The organism is Acidovorax sp. NN32 (assembly GCF_057597245.1).
In genome coordinates, this window is record NZ_CP199679.1 from 3,719,386 (window position 1) to 3,742,436 (window position 23,051).

Annotated in this window: 25 protein-coding genes; 13 read left to right on the forward strand and 12 right to left on the reverse strand. The window is 64.4% G+C overall.

What is annotated here, in order from left to right; translation table 11 throughout:
* Nucleotides 1-87 precede the first annotated feature (87 nt).
* Genes ACT89O_RS17130 through ACT89O_RS17145 form a run of 4 tightly spaced genes read right to left on the reverse strand, consistent with a single transcriptional unit; the run spans nucleotide 88 to nucleotide 6,408 of the window.
* Complete coding sequence (locus tag ACT89O_RS17130) at nucleotides 88-1,194, reverse strand: DNA glycosylase AlkZ-like family protein (protein WP_487260680.1); 1,107 nt, start codon at nucleotides 1,192-1,194, stop codon at nucleotides 88-90.
* 4 nt (nucleotides 1,195-1,198) lie between these two features.
* Complete coding sequence (gene parC / locus ACT89O_RS17135; protein ID WP_487260681.1) at nucleotides 1,199-3,556, reverse strand: DNA topoisomerase IV subunit A; 2,358 nt, start codon at nucleotides 3,554-3,556, stop codon at nucleotides 1,199-1,201.
* A complete protein-coding gene (locus tag ACT89O_RS17140; RefSeq protein WP_487260682.1) occupies nucleotides 3,553-4,386 on the reverse strand; it encodes a lytic transglycosylase domain-containing protein in 834 nt (277 codons plus the stop codon). The genes parC and ACT89O_RS17140 overlap by 4 nt, the downstream gene beginning before the upstream one ends.
* A 39-nt stretch (nucleotides 4,387-4,425) precedes the next feature.
* Nucleotides 4,426-6,408: a DNA topoisomerase IV subunit B gene (locus tag ACT89O_RS17145; RefSeq protein ID WP_487260683.1), complete on the reverse strand. Its 1,983-nt coding sequence runs from the start codon at nucleotides 6,406-6,408 to the stop codon at nucleotides 4,426-4,428.
* 130 nt (nucleotides 6,409-6,538) lie between these two features.
* Between ACT89O_RS17145 and ACT89O_RS17150 the strand changes: the two genes are divergently transcribed.
* From ACT89O_RS17150 to ACT89O_RS17175, 6 genes are all read left to right on the forward strand, one after another.
* Nucleotides 6,539-7,756 (forward strand): MFS transporter, encoded by a 1,218-nt coding sequence (locus ACT89O_RS17150; RefSeq protein ID WP_176886538.1) that lies wholly within the window; start codon nucleotides 6,539-6,541, stop codon nucleotides 7,754-7,756.
* A gap of 24 nt (nucleotides 7,757-7,780) precedes the next feature.
* Entirely contained in the window at nucleotides 7,781-7,948 is a 168-nt protein-coding gene (locus ACT89O_RS17155; RefSeq protein WP_487260684.1) for a hypothetical protein, read from the forward strand.
* 79 nt (nucleotides 7,949-8,027) lie between these two features.
* Nucleotides 8,028-8,582, forward strand: a complete 555-nt coding sequence (locus tag ACT89O_RS17160) for a class I SAM-dependent methyltransferase (protein ID WP_487260685.1) — start codon at nucleotides 8,028-8,030, stop codon at nucleotides 8,580-8,582.
* A gap of 30 nt (nucleotides 8,583-8,612) precedes the next feature.
* Nucleotides 8,613-9,509 carry a 4-hydroxy-tetrahydrodipicolinate synthase gene (gene dapA, locus ACT89O_RS17165; protein ID WP_055400903.1) on the forward strand — a complete coding sequence of 299 codons (897 nt, stop codon included), beginning with the start codon at nucleotides 8,613-8,615 and terminating at the stop codon, nucleotides 9,507-9,509.
* A 45-nt stretch (nucleotides 9,510-9,554) separates the two neighbouring features.
* Nucleotides 9,555-10,646 (forward strand): NlpB/DapX family lipoprotein, encoded by a 1,092-nt coding sequence (gene bamC / locus ACT89O_RS17170; RefSeq protein WP_487260686.1) that lies wholly within the window; start codon nucleotides 9,555-9,557, stop codon nucleotides 10,644-10,646.
* A gap of 90 nt (nucleotides 10,647-10,736) precedes the next feature.
* Nucleotides 10,737-11,519: an MBL fold metallo-hydrolase gene (locus ACT89O_RS17175; RefSeq protein WP_218300623.1), complete on the forward strand. Its 783-nt coding sequence runs from the start codon at nucleotides 10,737-10,739 to the stop codon at nucleotides 11,517-11,519.
* A gap of 133 nt (nucleotides 11,520-11,652) precedes the next feature.
* Here the strand turns inward: ACT89O_RS17175 and ACT89O_RS17180 are convergent, their stop codons facing one another.
* From ACT89O_RS17180 to ACT89O_RS17190, 3 genes are all read right to left on the reverse strand, one after another.
* Nucleotides 11,653-11,916 (reverse strand): hypothetical protein, encoded by a 264-nt coding sequence (locus ACT89O_RS17180; RefSeq protein ID WP_487260687.1) that lies wholly within the window; start codon nucleotides 11,914-11,916, stop codon nucleotides 11,653-11,655.
* A 201-nt stretch (nucleotides 11,917-12,117) separates the two neighbouring features.
* Nucleotides 12,118-12,639 (reverse strand): hypothetical protein, encoded by a 522-nt coding sequence (locus tag ACT89O_RS17185; protein WP_487260688.1) that lies wholly within the window; start codon nucleotides 12,637-12,639, stop codon nucleotides 12,118-12,120.
* Nucleotides 12,640-12,665: 26 nt separating this feature from the next.
* Nucleotides 12,666-13,790, reverse strand: coding sequence for a JmjC domain-containing protein (locus ACT89O_RS17190; RefSeq protein WP_436129728.1), 1,125 nt, complete (start codon nucleotides 13,788-13,790; stop codon nucleotides 12,666-12,668).
* A gap of 54 nt (nucleotides 13,791-13,844) precedes the next feature.
* Here ACT89O_RS17190 and ACT89O_RS17195 point away from each other — a divergent pair, with 54 nt between their 5' ends.
* Nucleotides 13,845-14,369, forward strand: a complete 525-nt coding sequence (locus ACT89O_RS17195; protein ID WP_306555661.1) for an FKBP-type peptidyl-prolyl cis-trans isomerase — start codon at nucleotides 13,845-13,847, stop codon at nucleotides 14,367-14,369.
* A gap of 59 nt (nucleotides 14,370-14,428) precedes the next feature.
* On the opposite strand, the gene ACT89O_RS17200 is transcribed toward ACT89O_RS17195, so the two are convergent.
* From ACT89O_RS17200 to coaBC, 4 genes are all read right to left on the reverse strand, one after another.
* The gene (locus ACT89O_RS17200; protein WP_487260689.1) at nucleotides 14,429-14,932 is read right to left on the reverse strand and encodes an outer membrane lipoprotein; all 504 of its coding nucleotides are present in this window, start codon (nucleotides 14,930-14,932) and stop codon (nucleotides 14,429-14,431) included.
* A gap of 195 nt (nucleotides 14,933-15,127) precedes the next feature.
* Nucleotides 15,128-15,574 (reverse strand): dUTP diphosphatase, encoded by a 447-nt coding sequence (gene dut / locus ACT89O_RS17205; RefSeq protein ID WP_121505833.1) that lies wholly within the window; start codon nucleotides 15,572-15,574, stop codon nucleotides 15,128-15,130.
* A gap of 2 nt (nucleotides 15,575-15,576) precedes the next feature.
* Nucleotides 15,577-16,047 carry a hypothetical protein gene (locus tag ACT89O_RS17210; RefSeq protein ID WP_228899421.1) on the reverse strand — a complete coding sequence of 157 codons (471 nt, stop codon included), beginning with the start codon at nucleotides 16,045-16,047 and terminating at the stop codon, nucleotides 15,577-15,579.
* 21 nt (nucleotides 16,048-16,068) lie between these two features.
* Nucleotides 16,069-17,292, reverse strand: a complete 1,224-nt coding sequence (gene coaBC, locus ACT89O_RS17215; protein ID WP_228899419.1) for a bifunctional phosphopantothenoylcysteine decarboxylase/phosphopantothenate--cysteine ligase CoaBC — start codon at nucleotides 17,290-17,292, stop codon at nucleotides 16,069-16,071.
* Nucleotides 17,293-17,406: 114 nt separating this feature from the next.
* Between coaBC and pyrG the strand changes: the two genes are divergently transcribed.
* The 6 genes from pyrG to ACT89O_RS17245 all read left to right on the forward strand — a co-directional run bounded on the left by pyrG (nucleotide 17,407) and on the right by ACT89O_RS17245 (nucleotide 22,470).
* Entirely contained in the window at nucleotides 17,407-19,065 is a 1,659-nt protein-coding gene (pyrG, locus tag ACT89O_RS17220) for a CTP synthase (RefSeq protein WP_108496941.1), read from the forward strand.
* 12 nt (nucleotides 19,066-19,077) lie between these two features.
* The gene (kdsA, locus tag ACT89O_RS17225; protein WP_121420680.1) at nucleotides 19,078-19,932 is read left to right on the forward strand and encodes a 3-deoxy-8-phosphooctulonate synthase; all 855 of its coding nucleotides are present in this window, start codon (nucleotides 19,078-19,080) and stop codon (nucleotides 19,930-19,932) included.
* Between the two features lie 12 nt (nucleotides 19,933-19,944).
* Nucleotides 19,945-20,250, forward strand: a complete 306-nt coding sequence (locus ACT89O_RS17230; protein ID WP_121420681.1) for a DUF1330 domain-containing protein — start codon at nucleotides 19,945-19,947, stop codon at nucleotides 20,248-20,250.
* A gap of 24 nt (nucleotides 20,251-20,274) precedes the next feature.
* Nucleotides 20,275-21,561, forward strand: coding sequence for a phosphopyruvate hydratase (gene eno, locus ACT89O_RS17235; protein WP_108626910.1), 1,287 nt, complete (start codon nucleotides 20,275-20,277; stop codon nucleotides 21,559-21,561).
* 23 nt (nucleotides 21,562-21,584) lie between these two features.
* Nucleotides 21,585-21,863, forward strand: a complete 279-nt coding sequence (locus ACT89O_RS17240) for a septum formation initiator family protein (RefSeq protein WP_121420682.1) — start codon at nucleotides 21,585-21,587, stop codon at nucleotides 21,861-21,863.
* Between the two features lie 112 nt (nucleotides 21,864-21,975).
* A complete protein-coding gene (locus ACT89O_RS17245) occupies nucleotides 21,976-22,470 on the forward strand; it encodes a hypothetical protein (protein WP_487260690.1) in 495 nt (164 codons plus the stop codon).
* 61 nt (nucleotides 22,471-22,531) lie between these two features.
* Here ACT89O_RS17245 and ACT89O_RS17250 read toward each other — a convergent pair whose 3' ends face one another.
* A complete protein-coding gene (locus ACT89O_RS17250; RefSeq protein ID WP_487260691.1) occupies nucleotides 22,532-23,020 on the reverse strand; it encodes a CZB domain-containing protein in 489 nt (162 codons plus the stop codon).
* Nucleotides 23,021-23,051 lie beyond the last annotated feature (31 nt).

Here is a 23,051-nt window from a genome sequence, read left to right on the forward strand (position 1 = left end):
CCCCTGTTGCCCGCTGCAACCCCCTGAAAAAAAATGGCGACAGGTGCTAACTCGCAGGCCCGGGGTGCCGGGTGCGTGAGCGGGCTGTCAGGCTGCGGAGCCGAGGAAGGCCTCAAAACGCGCCAGTTCCTCGCCCAGCGCGCGCCGGAACCCCGCGTCGCGTGGTGGGCGCCCGGCCACAAAACCCAGAGCATGCTGCAGCCGACCACGCTCCACGCGCAGGTTGGCCCAGCCCACCATCTGTTCGCCCCACAGCACCGGCAACGCATAGTGGCCCATGGTGCGCTTGGGCGCCGGTACATACGCCTCGAACCGGTACGCCCAGCCCCACAGCATCTCGAAGCGGCGTCGGTCCCACACCACGGGATCGAACGGTGCCAATAGCCGCACGCCGTTATCCGGCTGGTGGCGGCGCGATGCCGGACTTTCAGCGACAGGCCAAAACCAGGTAGTTCCATCGACCACCGCATGGCCGTAGCGTGACGGTGCGGCCTTGGCCACCGCGCGCGCCTCGGCAGCCAGCTGCGGTGCGCCATAGCACAGCAGCGTGACCAGGTAGCCCAGGCTGGGGGCAGGCAACGGGGCATACAGCGCCACGATGCGATCCACCAGGGCTTCGGCGCGGGCCAAACGTGCGGCGGGGCTGACGTCCTGCTCGGGGTGCGCAACGGGTGCATACACCCGAGTGCCCGACTCGCGGCGGCACACCCGCAACCAGCCGTGGTGGTGCATCGCATCCAGCAGGCGTGTGCTGGCATTGAGCTCGCCGCCCCAGTAGCCCGCCACGCGGCCATGGTGCGCAAACGCTTCGCTCACTTCGCGCGGGTGCACCATGCCCCGCTCCTGCACAAACGCCAGCACCTCACGCGCACGTTCGGTAGTGGCGGCGTCCCACGGCCTGCGCGGCGTGCGCGGGTGCAGCAGCGTCAGCATCTCGCGGGACACAAAGCCGTAGTTAACGAAGGCGTCTTCTTCAATACCTAAGCGCTCGTAGCGGCGTTCCAGGTCACCCGCGCGGTAGTCGCGCACCCGCAGACGCAAAATCAGGTCCTGCGCCCGCGCGGGTGCTCGCATCGGGTCAGCCTGCACAAACCCCAGCTTGCGGATTGCGCCGGGCAGCGTCAGCGGTTTGAACAGGCTGCGCGCAATCGCGTAGCGGCGCAGCTCATCCAGCGTGGGTGAGCGCGACGCCACAGTCTTACTCCACGCGCGTCACTGCGTTGGGCTTGAAGCCCAGGTCCGCCGCCTTGCCCTTGCGGCCTCGCGCGGCGCGGGCGTTGTTCAGGCTGCGGATTTCGAGCGTCTCGTCGCGCTGCTTGCCGCCCCGGCCAATGCCATCCAGGCGAATGCTGCGTGTGTAGGCTGCGGCTCCCGCCAGCTGGTCCTTGTCTTCGAGGTCGATCAGCATCAGGCCGCGACCGCCGTTGACCATGGTTTTCAGCTCGGTGATCTCGAACGTGAGGATGCGCCCGCCCGTGGAGGCACAGGCCACATGCGTGGCAGGCAGCACGGGCTTGCTGCCCGTGGTGCCCGCAGCATGCGAAGGCACACACACCGTCTCGCCCTCGCCCAACGTGAGGAAGGCCTTGCCGCCCTTCTGGCGCGAGACCATGTTCTCCACCGCCGCCAGAAAGCCGTAGCCACCGGAGTTGGACAGCAGCAGCGTGGCGTTGGCGGGCCCTGCAAAGTAGTGCAGCAGCTGCGTGCCGGCTTCCAGCTCGATGAGCGTGGTCACCGGCTGGCCGTCACCGCGTGCGCCGGGCAGCAATGACACCGCCACCGAGTACACGCGGCCATTGCTGCCAAAGGCCAGCAAGGTATCGACCGTACGGCATTCAAACGTGCCATACAGGCCATCGCCCGCCTTGAAGGCAAAACTGGCAGCCTCGTGGCCATGGCCGGTGCGAGCGCGCACCCAGCCTTTTTGCGAGACGATCACCGTGACGGGCTCGTCCACCACCTTCACTTCGGCCACAGCCTTTTTCTCGGCCTGGATCAGCGTGCGGCGCGCATCGGCAAACGTCTTGGCGTCGGCCTCGATCTCCTTGACCATGGTGCGGCGCAGCGAGCCGGGGTTGTTCAGAATGTCTTCGAGCTTGCCCTGGCTTTCGCGCAGTTCTTTCAGTTCCTGCTCGATCTTGATGGCTTCGAGCCGCGCAAGCTGGCGCAGGCGAATTTCAAGGATGTCTTCGGCCTGCCGGTCGCTGAGGTTGAAGCGCGCAATCAGCGCGGCCTTGGGCTCCTCGGCCGCACGGATGATGGCGATCACCTCGTCGATGTTGAGCAGCACGGTCTGCCGCCCTTCGAGGATGTGGATGCGCTCGAGCACCTTGTTCAGGCGGTGCTGGCTGCGGCGCGTGATCGTTGTCTGGCGGAAGGCGATCCACTCTTCCAGCATCACACGCAGCGACTTTTGCACCGGCTTGCCGTCGAGCCCCACCATCGTCAGGTTGATCGGGGCCGAGGTCTCCAGGCTGGTGTGCGCCAGCAGCGCGGTGATCAGCTCCTGCTGCGGGGTCTTGCCCGTCTTGGGCTCGAACACCAGGCGCACGGGGGCGTCTTTGCTGGATTCGTCGCGCACGACATCCAGCACGGCCAGGATGCTGGCCTTCAGTTGCGTCTGGTCCTGGCTCAGCGCCTTCTTGCCGGCCTTGACTTTGGGGTTGGTGATTTCCTCGATCTCTTCGAGCACGCGCTGCGTGCTCACGCCCGGTGGCAGCTCGTTCACCACCAGTTGCCACTGGCCACGCGCCAGTTCCTCGATCTTCCAGCGTGCGCGCACCTTGAGGCTACCCCGGCCGCTGCGGTAGGCATCGGCAATGTCACCGGGGCTGCTGATGATCTGACCACCGCCGGGGTAGTCGGGCCCGGGCACGATGGCCAGTAGCTCGTCCTGGCTCAGCGAAGGTGTCTTGATGAGTGCAATGCAGGCGTCGGCGATCTCGCGCAGGTTGTGGCTGGGGATCTCGGTGGCCAGGCCCACGGCGATGCCGCTGGCGCCGTTGAGCAACGCAAACGGCAGGCGGGCGGGCAACTGGCGCGGCTCCTCGGTGCTGCCGTCGTAGTTGGGCATGAAATCCACGGTGCCTTCGTCGATCTCGTCGAGCAGCAGGCTGGTGATGCGCGACAGGCGCGCCTCGGTGTAGCGCATGGCAGCGGCGCCATCGCCATCGCGGCTGCCGAAGTTGCCCTGGCCGTCGATCAGCGGGTAGCGCTGGGCAAAGTCCTGCGCCATGCGCACCAGCGCGTCGTAGGCCGACTGGTCACCATGCGGGTGGAAGCGGCCCAGCACATCGCCCACCACGCGGGCGCTCTTGACCGGCTTGGCGGCAGTATTGCGCGTGGGGCCGCTGTAGCCCAGGCCCATTCGGTCCATCGAATACAGGATGCGCCTCTGCACGGGCTTGAGACCGTCGCACACATCGGGCAACGCGCGGCCCTTGACGACCGACAGTGCGTATTCAAGGTAGGCGCGCTGGGCATAGCCCGCCAGGCCCAGGGAGTCGCCCCCGTCATCGCCTGCGGTGGTGAAATCCAAAGTCGGTTGGTCGCTCATTCGTTAACTACAGGTTCTTGATTCAGGTTCTGGTCGCGTGTCTGCGCGACGCGGGTGGGCGGCAGGTTGCCCCTGTTGGTGGCACCGCCCGAGAGCTCCATGCGTACGCGGCCAGGCGCTGCACGCTGTGCCAGCACGGGTGCAGGGGGCTTGAGCTGGGCATACAGGCCCAGCACGGTGCGCACATAGTTCTGCGTTTCCTTGTACGCGGGGATTTGGTTGCCCGCGCGCTGTACCGAACCTTCACCGGCGTTGTAGGCTGCCACGGCCAGGTCCATGCGGCCGGGGAACAGGTCCAGCAGGTGGCGCAGGTAGCGGGTGCCGGTGGGCACGTTCACCGCTGGGTCGGCCAGTTTTTGTTCCACCGTGCGCTTGGCGTCGCTGCTCACGCCAAAGCGGTTGGCAGTGGCAGGCATCACCTGCATCAGGCCCACGGCGCCCTTGGGCGATACGGCGGTGGCGTCAAAGCCGGATTCGGTCGCGATCACGGCCTGCAGCAGCTCGTAGTCCACACCGTGTTTGACGGACGCAGCGCGCAGGTGGTGTTTGACGCGTTTGTAGTCGGGGGCGATGTCAAAAAAGGCCAGCAGGCGCGCGCCCGCTGCGGGCAGCGCATAGGGCATGGGCAACGCAGTGGCAGGCGCATCGCGGCTGGAGTCAAAGTCGTTGCCGCGAAAAAACAGCTGGTAGCGCGGATCGACCTGCTCGGCCGCAAAGTGCGTCACGCCACGCTCGTCCACATGCGCCCACAGGTCCGCATGGGCCATTTGCTGCACAAAACATAGCAGCAAACCCAATACAGACAAGCGCAGGGCACTGTTTTTATTCATATTTTTATCGCAAACACCGGGCGGAGCGCGTCGATGCGGTCAGATATCGATCTCGACCGCATCGCCATGCAGCTCCATCAGCTCGCGGCGCGCGGCGGCTTCGCCCTTGCCCATGAGCTTGGTGATGAGGCCTTCGGTGGCGGCAAAGTCCATGTCGCCCAGCTGCACGGGCAGCAGGCGGCGGGTGTCGGGGTTGAGCGTGGTTTCCCACAGCTGCTCGGCGTTCATCTCGCCCAGGCCCTTGAAGCGGCTGATCTGGCACTTCTCTTTGGGCACGCCGTCCTTGGAGCACTTGTCGAGGATGGCAGTCAGCTCGCCGTCGTCCAGCGCATACATCTTGGCCGCAGGCTTCTTGCCGCGGGCAGGCACGTCCACGCGGAACAGAGGCGGGCGCGCCACATAGATGTGGCCGGTTTCGATGAGCTTGGGGAAGTGGCGAAAGAACAGCGTGAGCAGCAGCACCTGGATGTGCGAGCCATCCACGTCGGCGTCGCTCAAGATGCAGACCTTGCCGTAGCGCAGGCCGCTCAAATCCGGAGTGTCGTTGGGGCCATGCGGGTCCACGCCGATGGCCACCGAGATGTCGTGGATTTCGTTGTTGGCAAACAGGCGGTCGCGCTCCACCTCCCAGGTGTTGAGCACCTTGCCGCGCAGCGGCAGGATGGCCTGGCTTTCCTTGTCGCGGCCCATCTTGGCGCTGCCGCCGGCCGAGTCGCCCTCGACCAGGAAGACTTCGTTGTGGGCGATGTCCTTGCTTTCGCAGTCGGTGAGCTTGCCGGGCAACACGGCCACGCCCGAGCCCTTGCGTTTTTCGACCTTCTGGCCCGCCTTCTGGCGCGTCTGCGCGGCCTTGATGGCCAGCTCGGCAAGCTTCTTGCCGTATTCCACATGCTGGTTGAGCCACAGCTCCAGCGCCGGGCGCACGAAGCCGCTGACCAGCCGCACCGCGTCGCGCGAGTTCAGGCGCTCCTTGATCTGGCCCTGGAACTGCGGGTCGAGCACCTTGGCACTGAGCACATAGCTGGCGCGCGCAAACACGTCCTCGGGCAGCAGCTTCACACCCTTGGGCAGCAGGCTGTGCAGCTCGATGAAGCTCTTGACGGCATTGAACAGGCCGTCGCGCAGGCCGCTCTCGTGCGTGCCGCCCGCGCTCGTGGGAATCAGGTTGACGTAGCTCTCGCGCACGGGCTGGCCGTCTTCGGTGAAGGCGACACACCAGGATGCGCCCTCGCCTTCGGCAAAACTTTCGTTGTTGCGGTCGGCAAAACCCTCGCCTTCAAACAGCGGGATCACCGGGTCGCCGTTGAGCGTCTGCATGAGGTAGTCGCGCAGGCCGCCCTTGTACTGCCAGGTTTGCGTGTCGCGGGTTTTCTCGTTCACCAGCTGCACCGTCACGCCCGGCATGAGCACCGCCTTGCTGCGCAGCAGGTGGGTGAGCTCGCCCATGGGCAGCACGCTCGACTCGAAATACTTGGCGTCGGGCCACACGCGCACCGACGTGCCCTGCTTGCGCTCGCCCGCCTCCAGCGGCCGGGCCACCAGGGGCTCGATCACATCACCGGCCGAGAACACCAGGCGTGCCGCCTTGCCTTCGCGGTAGCTCGTTGCCTCCAGCCGTGTGGCCAATGCGTTGGTCACACTCACGCCCACGCCGTGCAGGCCGCCCGAGAAGCTGTAGGCACCACCCTTGCCCTTGTCGAACTTGCCACCCGCGTGCAGGCGGGTGAACACCAGTTCGATCACCGGGGCGTTTTCCTCGGGGTGCATGCCAAACGGAATGCCCCGGCCGTCGTCCTCCACGCTGACCGAGCCGTCGGCATGCAGCGTGACGCGGATCTTCTTGCCGTGGCCGGCCAGCGCCTCGTCGGCCGCGTTGTCCAGCACCTCCTGAACGATGTGCAGGGGGTTGTCGGTGCGGGTGTACATGCCCGGGCGTTGCTTGACGGGCTCCAGGCCCTTGAGCACGCGGATCGAGCCTTCGGAATATTCGCTGGCGGATGCAGAAGACGGTTTGGCAGACATGGGGCGGATTGTAGTGCGGCAACGCAGCAATAGCTGGATATAAAACCAGCCCCACCTTCGCCCCTGCTACCAACTGTATTGGTCCCCGGTGTATCAGCACGTTTCACGCAATCTGGCTACATTCCTGCGCATGCATACGAATCCTCCCAAACTGTCCATGTTCCAGGTGCTGGCCTGCGGCGCGGCCATCGTGACCCTGTCGATGGGCATCCGCCACGGCTTCGGGCTCTGGCTCTTGCCCATCACCCAGGAGATGGGCTGGACGCGCCAGTCGTTCGCACTGGCAATTGCCATCCAGAACCTGTCCTGGGGCCTGATCGGCATTTTTGCGGGCATGGTGGCCGACCGGTTTGGCGCGTTCCGCGTGCTGATGGGCGGTGCCGTGCTGTACGGCCTGGGCCTGGCGGGCATGGCACTGTCGCCCACGCCCACGCTGTTTGCGCTGACGGCGGGCGTGCTGATTGGCGCGGCCCAGGCAGGCACCACCTACGCCGTGATCTACGGTGTGCTGGGGCGCCAGATTGCACCCGAACGCCGGTCCTGGGCCATGGGTGTGGCCGCGGCGGCTGGCTCGTTCGGCCAGTTCCTCATGGTGCCGGTGGAAGGCTGGCTGATTGCCGGATTGGGTTGGCAGCAGGCGCTGCTGGCGCTGTCCTTGATGGTGCTGCTCATCGTGCCGCTGGCCTTTGGGCTGCGCGAGCCCAACTTCGCGGGAGCGGCCCCGGTCAAGCGCGAGCAGACGATCCTGCAAGCGCTGGGCGAGGCGTTCCGCTACCCCAGTTTCAACCTGTTGATGGCGGGCTACTTCGTCTGTGGATTCCAGGTGGTGTTCATCGGCGTGCACATGCCCAGCTACCTCAAGGACCACGGCCTGTCGCCCCAGGTGGCCAGCTATGCGCTGGCGCTGATTGGCCTGTTCAATGTGCTGGGCACCTATGTGGCTGGCACGCTGGGCCAGCGCATGCCCAAGCGGTTCATCCTGGCTTTTATCTACTTTGCGCGGGCTGCGGCCATCAGCGTGTTCTTGCTGGTGCCGCTGTCGCCGCTGTCGGTGTATGTGTTCTCGGCGGTGATGGGCACGCTGTGGCTGTCTACCATTCCGCCCACCAACGCCACCATCGCGCAAATCTTTGGCGTGCAGCATCTGTCGATGCTGGGCGGCTTCGTGTTCTTCAGCCACCAGATCGGCAGCTTCCTGGGCGTGTGGCTGGGGGGCTATCTGTATGACGCGACGGGCAGCTACGATATCGTCTGGTACATCGCCATCGGCCTGGGTGTTTTTGCCGGGCTGGTAAACCTGCCGGTCCGGGAAAGCCCCATCCAGCGCGGCGCAGCCCAACCTGCCTGACCATCCCCTGCAAAGCACTTCTTCATGCCCACCGTCAGCGCATCCCCCCCCCCGCCCGGCAGCAGCGTGCCACGGGTATGGCGCTGGCTTGGCTGGATCACGGCGGTGGTGCTGTGCCTGGCGGTGTTTGGCATGTACACGGTGCCGGACTTCATGGTGATGCTGGCCGACCAGATGTGGGCGTGCTTCTGAGCCTGCGCCTTCCTCTTTCAAGTTTTTTGGCCACTAGCGCTTGATGGACAAGCGCTGATAGCTATATTTTCAATAGCACATGCACGGTAACGAAGCTCCCTCCGACTGGGTCCGCCGCTGGTCCCACCTGATTGCGCCGGGCAGCACGGTGCTCGACGTGGCTTGCGGCGCCGGGCGCCACCTGCGCTGGCTGCGCGGCCTGGGGCACTCCGTGGTGGGGGTGGACCGCTCTGCCGAGGCCCTGGCCGCTTGCGAGGGTCTGGGTGAACTGGTACTGGCCGACATCGAGAGCGGCCCATGGCCCTTTGCAGGCCGCCAGTTTGGTGCCGTGGTGGTCACCAACTACCTGTGGCGGCCCCTGCTGGCCACCCTGGTGGAGAGCGTGGCCCCAGGCGGCGTGCTGATCTACGAGACCTTTGCACACGGCAACGAAACCGTGGGCCGCCCGGCCCGGCCGGAGTTCCTGCTGCAGCCCGGAGAACTGCTGACCGCCTGCACGGGCCTGCGCACGCTGGCCTATGAAGACGGCTTCCAAAAAAACCCCGACCGTTTCGTGCAACGCATCACGGCCGTGCGGGAACTCCCGCCGCCTGGGGGACCCTCACGACATCTTCTGCCCATGTGGGCTAGTTAGAATGCTCTTTTACCGTTTACCACTGCGGACATGACCTCTTCCTCCGTCGCTCTCACCGGCAGCATCGTCGCCCTCGTCACTCCCATGCACGAGGACGGTAGCGTGGACTACCCGGCTCTGCGCAAACTGATCGACTGGCACATTGCCGAAGGCACCGACTGCATCGGCGTGGTGGGCACCACGGGCGAGTCGCCCACCGTCAACGTCGAAGAACATTGCGAGATCATTCGCGTGGCCGTGGAGCAATCTGCCAAGCGCGTGCCCATCATGGCGGGCTGTGGCGCCAATTCGACCGCCGAAGCCATCGAGCTGGCCAAGTTCGCGCGCGGCGTGGGGGCCGACAGCCAGTTGCAGGTCGTGCCGTACTACAACAAGCCTACGCAAGAGGGCCAGTTCCAGCATTTCAAGGCGATTGCCGAAGCCACGGGCGACCTGCCCATCGTGCTGTACAACGTGCCCGGCCGCTCGGTGGCCGATATGCAACACGACACCGTGCTGCGCCTGACCCAGGTGCCCGGCATCATCGGCATCAAGGAAGCCACCGGCAATATCGAACGCGCCCAGTGGCTCATCCGCGATGTGCCCAAGGGCTTTGGTGTGTATTCGGGCGACGACCCGACCGCTGTGGCGCTGATGCTGTGCGGAGGCCACGGCAACATCAGCGTGACCGCCAACGTCGCCCCGCGCCTCATGCACGAACTGTGTGTGGCTGCCCTGGCGGGCGATGCACGCCGGGCCATGGAAATCCAGTTCAAGCTGATGCCGGTGCACAAGAACCTGTTTGTCGAAGCCAACCCCATCCCGGTCAAGTGGGCCATGGCCCGCATGGGCCTGTGCGGTGGCACGATGCGCCTGCCCATGACGCCGCTGACCACCAGCAACGAGGCTGTGGTCGAATCTGCACTGCGCACCAGCGGCCTGATCTAATCCGGGCTGCGCCCGCTCCCCGAGACACTCTCCAAGGATTTCCGCGTGAAAGCTGCTACCACCCGCCTGAGCCTGCTGGCCCTTGCCATGGCCCTGTCTGCCTGTGCCGCCCTGGAGGGCGACAAGATTGACTACAAGAGCGCGACCAAAGGCTCGACCCTGGAAGTCCCACCAGACCTGACCCAGCTGTCGCGTGATTCACGCTACAACGTCCCAGGCGGCGCCGTCTCGGCCGCCGCCATGCAGGCCGGCCAGGCTGCTCAGCCATCGGGCACCGCCAACGCCGCAGCCCTGCAACTGGGCGACGTGCGCATCGAGCGCGACGGCAACCAGCGCTGGCTGGTGGTCAACCGCCCGGCCGACAAGCTCTGGGAACCCGTGCGCGACTTCTGGCAGGAAAGCGGCTTCAACCTGGCGCAGGCAGACGCCAACGTGGGCATCATGGAAACCGACTGGGCCGAAAACCGCGCCAAGCTGCCGCAGGATTTCATCCGCTCGACCCTGGGCAAGCTGCTCGACTCGCTGTACTCCACCGGTGAACGCGACAAGTTCCGCACGCGCCTGGAGCGCAACGCCAATGGCGGCACCGAGATCTACATCACCCACCGCGGCATGATTGAGGTCTACGGCAACGTTTCCAAAGACAGCACCGTGTGGCAACCCCGCCCCTCCGACCCGGAACTCGAAACCGAATTCCTGCGCCGCCTGATGGTCAAGCTGGGCGTGAGCCAAGAGCAGTCCAAGGCAGTGGCTGCAGCCCCCGCCCCACGCGCTCAGTCGGCCCGCATGGCCACGGTAGACAACAAACCCGTGGTCCAGCTTGACGAGGGTTTTGACCGCGCCTGGCGCCGCATCGGCCTGGCCCTGGACCGCACCGGCTTCACGGTGGAAGACCGCAATCGCAATGAAGGCACCTACTTTGTGCGCTATGTGGCGCCCAATGCCGAGAAGAAGGAGCCAGGGTTCTTCGGCAAACTCTTCAGCTCGTCCAACGCCACACCTCCACTCAAGTACCGCATTCTGGTGCGCAGCCAAGGGGAGTCCACCACGGTATCGGTGCTCAACGAAGCCGGCCTCCCCGAATCGTCCGCCAATGCCGAGCGCATCGTCCGCGTGATTGCCGACGATCTGAAATAAGCGACGAACCGCGCGCCTCTTCGCTCCCCCTGACTGGGCCCGGGGTCCAGGCTACAGAGGTGCTGCGCGGCAAGCGCCTTCAACCACGACATGCTGCGTTTCAAGAACCTGGGTAGCGGCAGCACGGGCAATGCCACGGTGGTGGAAGGCAGCAGCGGCACACAGGTACGCCGCCTGCTGATCGATTGCGGATTCGGCATCCGGCAACTGCAGACCCGCCTGGCGCAAGCGCAGTTGCAGATCGAAGACCTGGATGCCGTCTTCATCACCCACGAACACTCGGACCACATCGGCTGTGCACTGGCCGTGGCCGTGCGCTACCGCATCCCGGTATGGATGAGCCAGGGCACCTACGCCGCCCTCGGAGCCCCCGACTTTGATGGCATGCTGCGCATCGCACACGACATGGAGGCTCTGGACCTCGGCACCTTCAGCGCCCTGCCCTTCACGGTGCCCCATGATGCGCGCGAGCCGCTGCAGCTGCGCTGCTCGGACGGCGCATCCCACCTGGGTGTGCTCACCGACCTGGGCCACGCCAGCGACCATGTTCTGCAGCAACTACAAGGCTGCCATGCGTTGATGATTGAAGCCAACCACGACCCCGCAATGCTCGAAGCATCCCGGTATCCGACCTTCTTGAAACGCCGCGTCGGGGGACCGTATGGGCACTTGGCCAATTTTGCGACAGCCGACATCCTGCGTGCCGTGCGGCACCCTGGCCTGCAGCGTGTGGTGGCCGCCCACCTGAGCGCACAGAACAATGCACCCAGCCTCGCTCAACAGGCGCTAGGCCTTGCACTGGAGTGGTCCGCCGAGGAAATCACCGTCGCCAGCCCAACGGTGGGAACGCCCTGGCTTGCAGTTGCAGGATGAAGTGACTCCGGTCACGCCGCAAACGACCAACTCCGGGGAAGGAAAACGCCCCCAAAAAGAAAAAGCCCCGACCTTGCGGTGCGGGGCTCTCGGTCGATAGCAGGTTTTGCAACCTGCTGCGGCCTGCAGCGAATTACTTGGCTGCGGAAGCGCCAGTAGCAGCGGTGGCAGCAGCGTCAGCGGCAGCCTTGGCAGCATCGGCAGCAGGAGCCGAGGCAGCGTCGGAAGCGGCAGGAGCGGCAGGAGCGGCTTCAGAAGCGGCAGGAGCTGGTGCGGGTGCTGGAGCTGGGGCTTCCACGGCAGCTGGTGCTGGAGCAGGAGCGGGCTCTTCCTTCTTGCCACAAGCGGCGAGTGCAGCAGCGGCGATCAGGGCGGCCAGAACGAGAGAGTTCTTCATTTCGATTTTCCTAGTTGGACAGACAGAATCTTGAAAAGCCACGGCGTCAGGCTTTTTGGAAGCCCCGGTACGCTTTGGCACAATGCGCTTGGCTTGCACCTTTTCGGCGCAGCCGCTGATTATATTGGTATTTAGTCAATACAGACTAACACTGACGAAACCTTTACGCCCAATTGACAAGGCGCAAAGCGCGCATTTGGCTCATAACCCCAGCGTCGATGCGGGGAAACCGGGCGTGCTTCTGCTGCGCACCCACTCGTTGAGCGTCTCGCGCAGCAGCACACGGCGATCTGGTTCAAAGCCTGCAACCCCCACGCACCGCTCCGGGTCCAGCCGTTGCATCACCCAATGCGGGGACCACAATGCACTGGGAATATCCAGGGGATCAGCCGCCGGGCTGCGACGGCAATTGATGATGTGGTCCCAGGTGCCCCGCCAACGCACAAAACGCGCGTGCCGACGGATCACATCATCGTAGCTGCACGCCAGCATGGTGAAACGCCGACTTCCATGGGCCCAATCCTGCAAGGCCTCCACCACACTGCGTTCGCCCAGGGGCCAGTCATGGAAATTCGCATCGCTGATCACAATTTCCTTCCAGCCATCCCGGGCGGCTGTGGCAATCGCGTCGCGCACCATTTGCTGAAACACTTCACGGCTGCTGAAACGACCCACCGGGAGATCGGGCCGCGAATCGGCGGAACTGGCAGAAGTCTCGGTCATGGCGGTGTCTCCTGGGGTGCCTCGATCTATCCAGCCCAGACGTGGGCCCAGCCCGCATCACACCAGGACGACAGCAGCTCCAGCGCGTCGTCACTGGCGCGCGCAAGCTCGCGGGCGGTCAACTGACGTTCATCAGCCAGGCGGCGCATTAGCGTTGCATCGCGGCCTGCTGCGCGGTAGCTCTCGCCATTGATGAACACATGGTGAGTGTCGTACATCATGCGGCTGCGGCGGTCCAGGCGCACCCCTTCCAGCATCACGCCTGTATCGCCGGGTTCGAACCACACATTCGGCTTGGGCTCAGTCAGATACTCCCCCAGTGCGCACTCCAAAACAAGGGGCTGCGCCAGTGCGCGGCTCAAAGCATCCCGCGCGAAGTCCTGCAAACCCGCCGGAATGGCCGCAGGTTGAGACACAGCTTCCTGCTGGGCATCGCGGTACAGGAGGGGCTTGTCTTGATCCGCAGCATCCTCGGCCAGGCGCACCAACAATTCCTGGCCCAGTTCGGCGCGCGACGGCACCTTAAAGCCGATCGAATAAGTCATGCATTCGCCCTCGGCGATGCCATCGTGGGCATAACGCGGCGGCAGGTACAGCATGTCGCCCGGCTCCAGCAGGTACTCCTCTTCAGGCTCGAACTGCGCCAGCACTTTGAGGGGAATACCTTCGCGCAGCGTGAGATCCTTCTGGCGGCCAATGCGCCAACGACGCGTTCCGTGGGCCTGCAACAGAAAGACGTCGTAACTGTCGAAATGCGGGCCCACACCACCGCCGTCGGACGCATAACTGATCATGAGGTCATCAAGCCGCGCCTCCGGCACAAACCTGAACTGCTGCATCAGCGCATGCACGGCGTCGTTGTGCAGGTCAACGCCCTGCACCAGCAAAGTCCAATCGGGCTGCTGGAGCGCAGGCAGGGCACGCCTTTGAAAGGGTCCATGGCGCAGCTTCCACGCCCCTTTGGCCAGTTGCACGAGGCGGGACTCCACGCCCTCCTGGGCAGCCAGCGCGAACAGCTCCGACCGCAACACAGGGGGAGCAAACTGGGGAATGGCCTGGCGCACCAGCAAGGGCTTCTTCTGCCAATGGCGGCGCATGAACTGCGCGGGGGTCAGGCCACCGAGCAGGGTAAGGGGTTGCAGGATATCCATGGGAACTCGTCTGCCCCTTTGCGGAGCCGTTGGTCAAACTGCGACAATTCTCCTATGGAAATTACCCAACAATGTGTGGTCGCACTGACCTGGACACTGAAAGACACCCTTGGCGAAGAACTGGATGTGCTCGACGATCCCGTAGAGTTTCTGGTGGGGGGCGACGACCTTCTACCCCGCATCGAAGAAGCCCTGCAAGGCCACGGCCCCGGTGCCACCCTGGCGTTGCACCTGGAGCCCGAAGATGCGTTTGGTGACTTCAACGACCAACTGCTGTTCCTGGAGCCACGCGATCTTTTTCCGGCAGAGATCGAAGAGGGAATGACGTTTGACGGCGCCGCGCTGCCCGAGGGCTGCAATCCCGATGCCCCCCGCACGGGGCTCTACACGGTCACGGAGATCTATCCGGAGCATGTGGTCCTGGACGGCAATCACCCGCTGGCGGGGATTGCGCTGCGCTTGCAGTTGACCGTACAGGCCGTGCGGGAAGCTACCGAAGAGGAAATTGGCCGGGGCAGCGCCGGCACAGGCTTTTTTCGGGTGCAGCCGCAGGCGCCTGGCAATAACCTGCTCCACTGAGCTGGGCGAAAGGAAGGCCCTGAACGGTTTTCAGAGCCTAGCCAAGCCCGAATGGTCGATTAAAGGCGTGAAATCTGGCCGTTGTACAGGCGTACACGGTCGCCAATGCGCAAATCGCCGGGGCTGCTTACGTCGTAGACGCGGTAGCCGCCGTGATCGAGTTGCACCGACAGGCGGTAGCCCTGTACTTCCTGGCTGTTGTTGCGGCCTTCAATGGCATTGCCTGCTACTGCGCCTCCAACAATGCCCACGCCGGTTGCGGCGGCACGACCGGAGCCCTTGCCGATCTGGTTGCCCAGAACACCACCGACGACAGCGCCGATCACAGCACCAGCCCCGGAGGTCTGGCCTTGCGACCGCCCCTGCAGCACTTCGATATTGGAAACCCGACCGTACTCCGTGCCGGCCGGACTGTTCGGGTAGGCCGGCGCCGTTTGGTAGCCGCCCGAGTAGCCCCCCGAATATTGTGGCGCAGGGGCCGATCGGTTGTGGCCGCAGGCGGCCAACGAGCCCACAAGGACCACGGCGCCAACGATGGCGAAAGAACGGGTAATTTGCAGCATTTTCGTACTCCTAAAGTCAGGGGGTGCACACGGCTTGCAGGGAATCCGGCCTTGGTGCGCATACCTAGATTGGAACAACGCCCCAGCCCCCTGTCCCGTAGACGCAGGGGCTGCGCCTGCGTCAGTAACAAACCCATCCAAAGGTAAGCGGCGTCTTACAACCCAAACCTGCCACGACCCCATTCAGCCCGGTGCTCAGGCCTTCCCGGTTGACCCGTAGCCACCCTCGCCCCGCTCCGTCGCAGCAAACTCAGTCACCACATTGAACTGCGCCTGCACCACCGGAACGATCACCAGCTGTGCGAGCCGCTCCATGGGCTCCAGCGTGAATGCGGTGCTGCTGCGGTTCCAGGCGCTCACCATGAGCTGCCCCTGGTAGTCGCTGTCAATCAGGCCCACGAGATTGCCCAGCACGATGCCATGCTTGTGGCCCAGACCCGAGCGCGGCAGGATCAGCGCGGCGTACCCGGGGTCTTTGAGGTAGACGGCAATGCCCGTGGGCACCAGTTGCCAGGCATTCGGCTGCAGGGTGAGCGGAGCATCCAGGCAAGCGCGCAGGTCCAGGCCAGCACTGCCGGGGGTGGCATAGGTGGGCAATTGGTCCGCCATGCGCGGATCCAGAATCTTCACGTCAATCTTCACGGTTATTTCTTCTTTCCAGTTGTGCGCTGCTGGGCCACTTGCCGCAGCCGCTCCTGCAAGGGCTCCACGCCAGACGCGGCCCCGAAGGCTGCGGATGATAGGGCCTTGGGAGCCACGTCGATCAAACGCCCCAACCCCCACCAGGTGGCCGCCATGACAGCGAGCCCCGGCAAAGACCCTTGACTGAACATGAACAGCGCCACCCCGTGCAAGGCAATCAACACCAGCAGCACGGCGCGCACCGCACGCACAACGCCCAGCAAAGGCTTCAGAACCAGAGCGAGATCCGGCGGACCGGACTGGGGCGCCGGGCGCACCCCACCCGCCCCAGCGGGCTTCTGGGCGGTGGTGGAGCCAGGGGCTGGAGCCTGTACACCTCTGGCAGGTGCAGGCGCGGTCAGCCGTTCCACGTAGCGTGCAAAGTCGCCATCGGGCGGCGTATCCCATTCAGGCTTGGTGGCACCAGTCTTCATACGGCCTCCCGGCAAAGACCTCTAGGAACCCACAGGGGACAACCGCGCCGCAATCTCCCCGATCAGCTGCTGGGCCAGCACCCGCTTGGAAGCCCGGGGCAGCTCGCGGTGCCCTTGGGCGTCCACCAACAGCAGGGCATTGTCATCCTGCCCAAAGGTGGCAGGGCCAATGTTGCCCACCAGCAGCGGCACCCCTTTGCGCGCACGCTTGGCCGTGGCGTGGGCCAGCAGATCATGGCTTTCAGCAGCAAAACCGACGCAAAAGAGATCACCCTCCAGGGCATGCGATGACTTCGCGACCATGGCCAGGATGTCGGGGTTTTCCACGAAACCCAGGGTCGGTGTCTGGCCCGAGCCGTCTTTCTTGATTTTCTGGGAGGACTGGCTGGCGGGTCGCCAGTCTGCCACGGCAGCGGTGGCAACGAAGACCGACGCCGCCTGCACATGGCGCTGTACAACCGCTAGCATCTCCTGGGCCGACTGCACATTCACACGCTGCACCCCACGTGGCGTGGGCACATGCACAGGCCCGGCCACCAAAGTGACTTCGGCACCGGCCTCGCGGGCCGCACGGGCAATGGCAAAACCCATCTTTCCGCTCGAGAGGTTGGTGATGCCACGCACGGGATCGATCGCCTCAAAAGTGGGCCCCGCCGTCACCAGCACCTTGCGCCCCGCCAGGACCTTGGGCGCGAAGAAGGCAATCAACTCTTCCAGCAGCTCCACAGGCTCAAGCATGCGGCCATCGCCAGTCTCGCCACAGGCCTGGTCGCCATTGCCCACACCCAGCACCACGGCACCGTCCTGCGCCACCTGGGCCAGGTTGCGCTGCGTGGCCGGATGGGCCCACATCTCGCGGTTCATGGCCGGAGCCAGCAGCAACGGCACCCGCTGCGCAGGGCGGGCCAGGCACAGCAAGCTGAGCAGCTCATCCGCCCTGCCCTGCACCAGCCGCGCGATGAAATCGGCGCTACATGGCGCTATCAGGATCGCGTCGGCCTCACGACTCAGGTTGATGTGGGGCATGTTGTTGGGCTCGCGCGCATCCCACTGCGAGCCGTACACCGTGCGGCCAGACAGCGCCTGCATGGTGACCGGCGTGATGAATTGTTCAGCCGCCTCGGTCATCACCACCTGCACGGTGGCGCCCTCCTTGATGAGCTGGCGGCAGAGATCGGCCGCCTTGTAGCAAGCCACGCCCCCGCTCAGACCCAGAACAATGTGTTTGCCAACAAGCTCATTCATGGGGCGAATTTAGCAGACGGGGGTGACCCTGCCCGGCGGGGTGTCGCCGGGGTGCCATCTATAATCCCAATTTCCCACCACCAGGAGACCTCTCGCGAGAGGCCCCCTTCAGACATGACCAAATTTGTCTTCGTCACCGGCGGTGTGGTGTCTTCCCTCGGTAAGGGAATCGCCTCAGCCTCCCTTGCCGCGATCCTCGAATCGCGGGGACTCAAAGTCACCCTCATCAAGCTTGACCCCTACATCAACGTAGACCCGGGCACCATGTCGCCATTTCAGCACGGCGAGGTTTTCGTGACCGACGACGGCGCAGAAACCGACCTGGATCTGGGCCACTACGAGCGTTTCATCGAAACGCGCATGAAGAAAACCAACAACTTCACCACGGGCAAGATTTACCAGTCCGTGCTGGAGAAGGAACGCCGCGGCGACTACCTGGGCAAGACCGTGCAGGTCATTCCCCACGTCACCAACGAAATCCAGGAATTCATCAAGCGCGGCGCCGGCATCGGCACGCCGGATGCCGTGGATGTGGCCATTGTCGAAATCGGCGGCACCGTGGGTGACATCGAATCGCTGCCGTTCCTGGAAGCCGTGCGCCAGATGAGCCTGCGCATGGGTCCGAACAACGCAGCCTTCGTGCACCTGACCTACCTGCCCTGGATCGCTGCAGCGGGGGAGCTGAAAACCAAGCCCACCCAGCACACCGTGCAAAAGCTGCGCGAAATCGGCATCCAGGCCGACGCGCTGCTGTGCCGCGCCGACCGCCGCATCCCTGAAGAAGAGCGCGCCAAGATCTCGCTGTTCACCAACGTGCCCGAGTGGGGCGTGATCAGCATGTGGGACGTGGACACCATCTACAAGGTGCCCCGGATGTTGCACGAACAGGGCCTCGATGGCCTGATCTGCGACAAGCTGCGTCTGAACACCCCACCCACCAGCCTCAAGCGCTGGGACGACCTGGTGTACGAAACCGAACACCCCCAGGGCGAAGTCACCATCGCCATGGTCGGCAAGTATGTGGACCTGTCGGACAGCTACAAGTCCGTCAACGAGGCCCTGCGCCACGCGGGCATGCGCAACCATGTGCGCGTGAAGATCGACCATGTCGATTCCGAGACCATCGACAGCGCCGACGCGGCCGCCAAGCTGGCCAAGTACGACGCCATCCTGGTGCCCGGCGGCTTCGGCCAGCGTGGCGTGGAAGGAAAGATCGCCACGGCGCAGTTTGCCCGCGAACGCAAGGTGCCCTACCTGGGCATCTGCCTGGGCATGCAGGTGGCCACCATCGAATACGCCCGCCATGTGGCAGGCCTGGCCAACGCCAACAGCACCGAGTTCGACCCCACCACGCCCCACCCCGTGATCGCGCTGATCACCGAGTGGAAGGATGCGGACGGCACGATCAAGAAGCGTGACGAGAACTCAGACCTCGGCGGCACCATGCGCCTGGGCGCGCAGAGCTCGGACGTGTCCAAGGACACGCTGGCCCACAGCATCTACGGCGACGTGGTGACCGAGCGCCACCGCCACCGCTACGAAGCCAACGTGAACTACCTGGACCAGCTGCGCAAGGCGGGCCTGGTGATCTCGGCGCTGACCCAGCGTGAAGAACTCACCGAAATCGTAGAGCTGCCGCAAACCGTGCACCCCTGGTTCATCGGCGTGCAGTTCCACCCCGAGTTCAAGTCCACGCCCTGGAACGGCCACCCGCTGTTCAACGCCTTTATCAAGGCCGCAGTGGAACACCAGCAAGCCGCAAAAAAAGCATAAGGGGACTCAAGCATGCAGCTGTGCGGATTCAACGTTGGCCTGGACCAGCGCTTTTTCCTGATCGCGGGCACTTGCTCCATTGAAGGCCTGGAAATGTCGCTCGATGTCGCAGGCCAGCTCAAGGAAGCCTGCGCGCCGCTGGGCATTCCGCTGATCTACAAGGGCTCGTTCGACAAGGCCAACCGCTCCTCCGGCACCAGCAAGCGCGGCGTCGGCATCGACGCTGGCCTCAAGATCCTCGATGAAGTGCGCCGCCAGCTGCAGCTGCCCATCCTGACCGACGTGCACGACACCTCGCACGTGGCCGAGGTGGCCAGCGTGGTGGACGTGCTGCAAACGCCTGCGTTCCTATGCCGCCAGACGGATTTCATCCGCGCGGTGGCGCAAAGCGGCAAGCCGGTGAACATCAAGAAGGGCCAGTTCCTGGCGCCCTGGGACATGAAGAACGTCATCGACAAGGCCCGGGCTGCAGCGGCCGAAGTTGGCCTGTCGGAAGACCGCTTCCTGGCCTGCGAGCGCGGTGTGAGCTTTGGCTACAACAACCTCGTGGCCGACATGACCAGCCTGGCCGAGATGCGCAACTCCGGTGCGCCCGTGGTGTTTGACGTCACCCACTCGGTGCAAAAACCCGGCGGCCTGGGTGCCGTGAGTGGTGGCGCGCGCGACATGGTGCCCGTGCTGGCCCGCGCCGGTGTAGCCGTGGGCGTGGCGGGCCTGTTCATGGAAACCCACCCCCGCCCTGCTGAGGCTTGGTCGGACGGCCCCAACGCCGTGCCGCTCAAGCACATGAAGGCGCTGCTCGAAACCCTGGTGGCACTTGACGACATCACGAAGAAAAGCGGATTTCTCGAAAACAACTTCAACTAACAGGACGACCCCATGCCAGCTGCCTACATCATCGTGGACATGAAAGTGTCCAACCCCGAACAGTACAAAGACTACATGGCGGCCGCGCCCGCAGCCGTGAAGGCCCACGGTGGCGAATACCTGGTGCGCGGCGGAAAGTTCGAGACCCTGGAAGGCAACTGGACGCCCGCGCGCGTGGCGATGCTGCGCTTTCCCAGTTTCGATGCCGCCAAGGCTTTCTACGACGCCGAGCTGTACCGTGCCGCGCGCAGCAAGCGCGCCGGTGCGACCGAGTTTTTCAATATGGTGCTGGTCGAAGGCGTTGACGCCCCGGTCTGACCTCTATCTATCCAAAGGAAAAAAATGAGCGCAATCGTTGACATCGTAGGTCGCGAAATTCTGGACAGCCGCGGCAACCCCACCGTCGAATGCGACGTGTTGCTCGAATCGGGCGTGATGGGCCGGGCCGCCGTGCCGTCGGGCGCCTCCACCGGCAGCCGCGAAGCCATTGAAATGCGCGACGGCGACAAGAGCCGTTACCTGGGCAAGGGCGTTCTCAAGGCTGTGGAATACATCAACACCGAGATCAGCGAAGCCGTGCTGGGCCTGGACGCCTCCGAGCAGGCCTTCCTGGACAAGACCCTGATCGACCTGGACGGCACCGAGAACAAGAGCCGCCTGGGCGCCAACGCCATGCTGGCTGTGTCGATGGCCGTGGCCCGCGCCGCCGCCGAAGAGTCCGGCCTGCCCCTGTACCGCTACCTGGGCGGCATGGGCAGCGTGCAACTGCCCGTGCCCATGATGAACGTGATCAACGGCGGCGCGCACGCCAACAACAGCCTGGACCTGCAAGAGTTCATGATCATCCCGGTGGGCGCTCCCACGTTCCGTGAAGCCGTGCGCTGGGGCGCCGAAGTGTTCCACGCGCTCAAGAAGATTCTGCACGACAAGGGCATCAGCACCGCCGTGGGCGACGAAGGCGGCTTTGCCCCCAGCGTTGAAAACCACGAGGCGGCCATCCGCCTGATCCTGCAAGCCATCGAAGCCGCTGGCTACACGGCGGGCGAACAGATCGCCCTGGGCCTGGACTGCGCCGCGAGCGAGTTCTACAAGGACGGCCACTACGTGCTGGAAGGCGAAGGCGGCCTCAAGCTGACTGCGCAGCAGTGGACGGACATGCTGGCGGCCTGGGTGGACAAGTACCCGATCATCAGCATCGAAGACGGCATGCACGAAGGCGACTGGGACGGCTGGAAGCACCTGACCGAACGCCTGGGCGACAAGGTGCAGCTGGTGGGTGACGACCTGTTCGTGACCAACACCAAGATCCTGAAGGAAGGCATCGACAAGCGCATTGCCAACTCGATCCTGATCAAGATCAACCAGATCGGTACGCTGACCGAAACCTTTGCCGCCATCGAGATGGCCAAGCGCGCAGGTTACACCGCCGTGATCTCGCACCGCTCGGGCGAAACCGAAGACAGCACCATTGCCGACATCGCCGTGGGCACCAACGCAGGCCAGATCAAGACCGGTTCGCTGAGCCGCTCTGACCGTATCGCCAAATACAACCAGCTGCTGCGCATTGAGGAAGACCTGGGTGAAATCGCTCAGTACCCCGGCCGCGCTGCGTTCTATAACCTGCGCTGATCCCCATCCAGCCCGAGCGAGCCATGGGCTCCCGCCTTGTGCCTGTGATCCTGCTGGCTCTGCTGGCAGCGCTGCACGCCCAGCTCTGGCTCGGGCGGGGCAGCGTGCCGCGCGTCAACGAGATGCAGCGGCAAATCGATGTGCAAAAGGCTGCCAATGACCAGGCCAAGCTGGCCAACGAGCGCTTGTCGTCCGAGGTGCATGACCTCAAGGAAGGGCTCGACATGGTGGAAGAAAAGGCGCGCAGCGAACTGGGCATGGTCAAGCCCAACGAGGTCTACGTGCAGTTCACGCCACGCTGAGTCCTTGTGTTCGCCCCTCCTGGGGTCAGTGCCCCGGCCCCCAAAAACTGCCCTTCGGATGTCTTGATGGTGGATTGGGGACGACACCCCACCTTCTGCCCCCCCTGCCACCGTGCCCTTCCCGCCCACCCTTGTTCTCCTCGGCGCGCCCGGCACCGGGGCCCAGGCGCTGCGCGATGCGCTCCACGCGCAACTTGCCCCCGGCTCCGCGCAAATTCTCTGCAACCCTGGCCTGCCCTCTGAGGGGGTCGTGGATGCCAGCCTGATTCTGCTCATGGGGCTGGATCTGCCCTGCCCCACCAGCGAGCGGGCCGCACAGGAAGCCGCCGATGCACGTTTGCGTGCGGATCTGACCCAGGTGGGTATGGGCTATCGCGTTGTGTATGGCCACGGTGAGCAGCGCATTGCCAATGCGCTGAATGCTATAAAAAACATAGCTTCTAGCACATACCCATCAAGCGCCAGAGGCAATTTCGATTCAGATTCTGGCTCCAGTACCCGGACAGCGCCCCGCCTGCGCGCCTGGAACTGCGAAAAATGCAGTGATCCCGAATGCGAACACCGACTCTTCACTGCACTGATGGGGCGGGACACAGGCTCCACCTAAAACCCGCGACCCGAGGCATATCCCCAAAAAACGTGGAGGGGATGGAGGTAGAGGGATGAGATCAGGCCTGCTGCACCAGACCGCGCTTGAGCTCCTTGAGCAGCAGCACCACCTGGCTCGAGCCATAGCGGTAGCCGCCATGGAGCACCTGCACAGCCTTGTCCCACTCGCCCTGCTGGGCCAGCTCCACCAGCATCGCGGCCTGTTCGTGGAAATACTGGTGTCGTGCCATCAGCACCGCATACGCAGGCTGGTCGCCCAGCAACTCCCCGCCCACCCCATGCAGCCAGCGCCCGAGGGCACCCCGGTCACTGCTGCGCACCTCCGCAGGGTCCAGACCCTCGGTGGTGCGGCCTTCCAAGTAGTCCATGAGATGGGTTTTCCAGCGCTCGTGGGCATTGATGGCGGCGTCGATGTCGAGGGCCGCCAGCACGGTGTCCGCGCGCAGCGAATCCTGCGTGCCGGAAGCCCGGCTGCTGTCGCACAGCTCCAGGGAAGGCACAGCCTCTTGCCCCCGGGCACCCCCAAACACACGGCGTAGTAACCCCATAGCTCCTCTTGCACTTGCAGCACCACACCAA

Bases quoted from the DNA above. Each gene is read 5' to 3' on its own strand.
- parC (WP_487260681.1), bottom strand. From the start codon at position 3,556: ATGAGCGACCAACCGACTTTGGATTTCACCACCGCAGGCGATGACGGG.
- ACT89O_RS17140 (WP_487260682.1), bottom strand. From the start codon at position 4,386: ATGAATAAAAACAGTGCCCTGCGCTTGTCTGTATTGGGTTTGCTGCTA.
- ACT89O_RS17145 (WP_487260683.1), bottom strand. From the start codon at position 6,408: ATGTCTGCCAAACCGTCTTCTGCATCCGCCAGCGAATATTCCGAAGGC.
- ACT89O_RS17150 (WP_176886538.1), top strand. From the start codon at position 6,539: ATGCATACGAATCCTCCCAAACTGTCCATGTTCCAGGTGCTGGCCTGC.
- ACT89O_RS17155 (WP_487260684.1), top strand. From the start codon at position 7,781: ATGCCCACCGTCAGCGCATCCCCCCCCCCGCCCGGCAGCAGCGTGCCA.
- ACT89O_RS17160 (WP_487260685.1), top strand. From the start codon at position 8,028: ATGCACGGTAACGAAGCTCCCTCCGACTGGGTCCGCCGCTGGTCCCAC.
- dapA (WP_055400903.1), top strand. From the start codon at position 8,613: ATGACCTCTTCCTCCGTCGCTCTCACCGGCAGCATCGTCGCCCTCGTC.
- ACT89O_RS17175 (WP_218300623.1), top strand. From the start codon at position 10,737: ATGCTGCGTTTCAAGAACCTGGGTAGCGGCAGCACGGGCAATGCCACG.
- ACT89O_RS17180 (WP_487260687.1), bottom strand. From the start codon at position 11,916: ATGAAGAACTCTCTCGTTCTGGCCGCCCTGATCGCCGCTGCTGCACTC.
- ACT89O_RS17185 (WP_487260688.1), bottom strand. From the start codon at position 12,639: ATGACCGAGACTTCTGCCAGTTCCGCCGATTCGCGGCCCGATCTCCCG.
- ACT89O_RS17190 (WP_436129728.1), bottom strand. From the start codon at position 13,790: ATGGATATCCTGCAACCCCTTACCCTGCTCGGTGGCCTGACCCCCGCG.
- ACT89O_RS17195 (WP_306555661.1), top strand. From the start codon at position 13,845: ATGGAAATTACCCAACAATGTGTGGTCGCACTGACCTGGACACTGAAA.
- ACT89O_RS17200 (WP_487260689.1), bottom strand. From the start codon at position 14,932: ATGCTGCAAATTACCCGTTCTTTCGCCATCGTTGGCGCCGTGGTCCTT.
- ACT89O_RS17210 (WP_228899421.1), bottom strand. From the start codon at position 16,047: ATGAAGACTGGTGCCACCAAGCCTGAATGGGATACGCCGCCCGATGGC.
- coaBC (WP_228899419.1), bottom strand. From the start codon at position 17,292: ATGAATGAGCTTGTTGGCAAACACATTGTTCTGGGTCTGAGCGGGGGC.
- pyrG (WP_108496941.1), top strand. From the start codon at position 17,407: ATGACCAAATTTGTCTTCGTCACCGGCGGTGTGGTGTCTTCCCTCGGT.
- kdsA (WP_121420680.1), top strand. From the start codon at position 19,078: ATGCAGCTGTGCGGATTCAACGTTGGCCTGGACCAGCGCTTTTTCCTG.
- ACT89O_RS17230 (WP_121420681.1), top strand. From the start codon at position 19,945: ATGCCAGCTGCCTACATCATCGTGGACATGAAAGTGTCCAACCCCGAA.
- eno (WP_108626910.1), top strand. From the start codon at position 20,275: ATGAGCGCAATCGTTGACATCGTAGGTCGCGAAATTCTGGACAGCCGC.
- ACT89O_RS17240 (WP_121420682.1), top strand. From the start codon at position 21,585: ATGGGCTCCCGCCTTGTGCCTGTGATCCTGCTGGCTCTGCTGGCAGCG.
- ACT89O_RS17250 (WP_487260691.1), bottom strand. From the start codon at position 23,020: ATGGGGTTACTACGCCGTGTGTTTGGGGGTGCCCGGGGGCAAGAGGCT.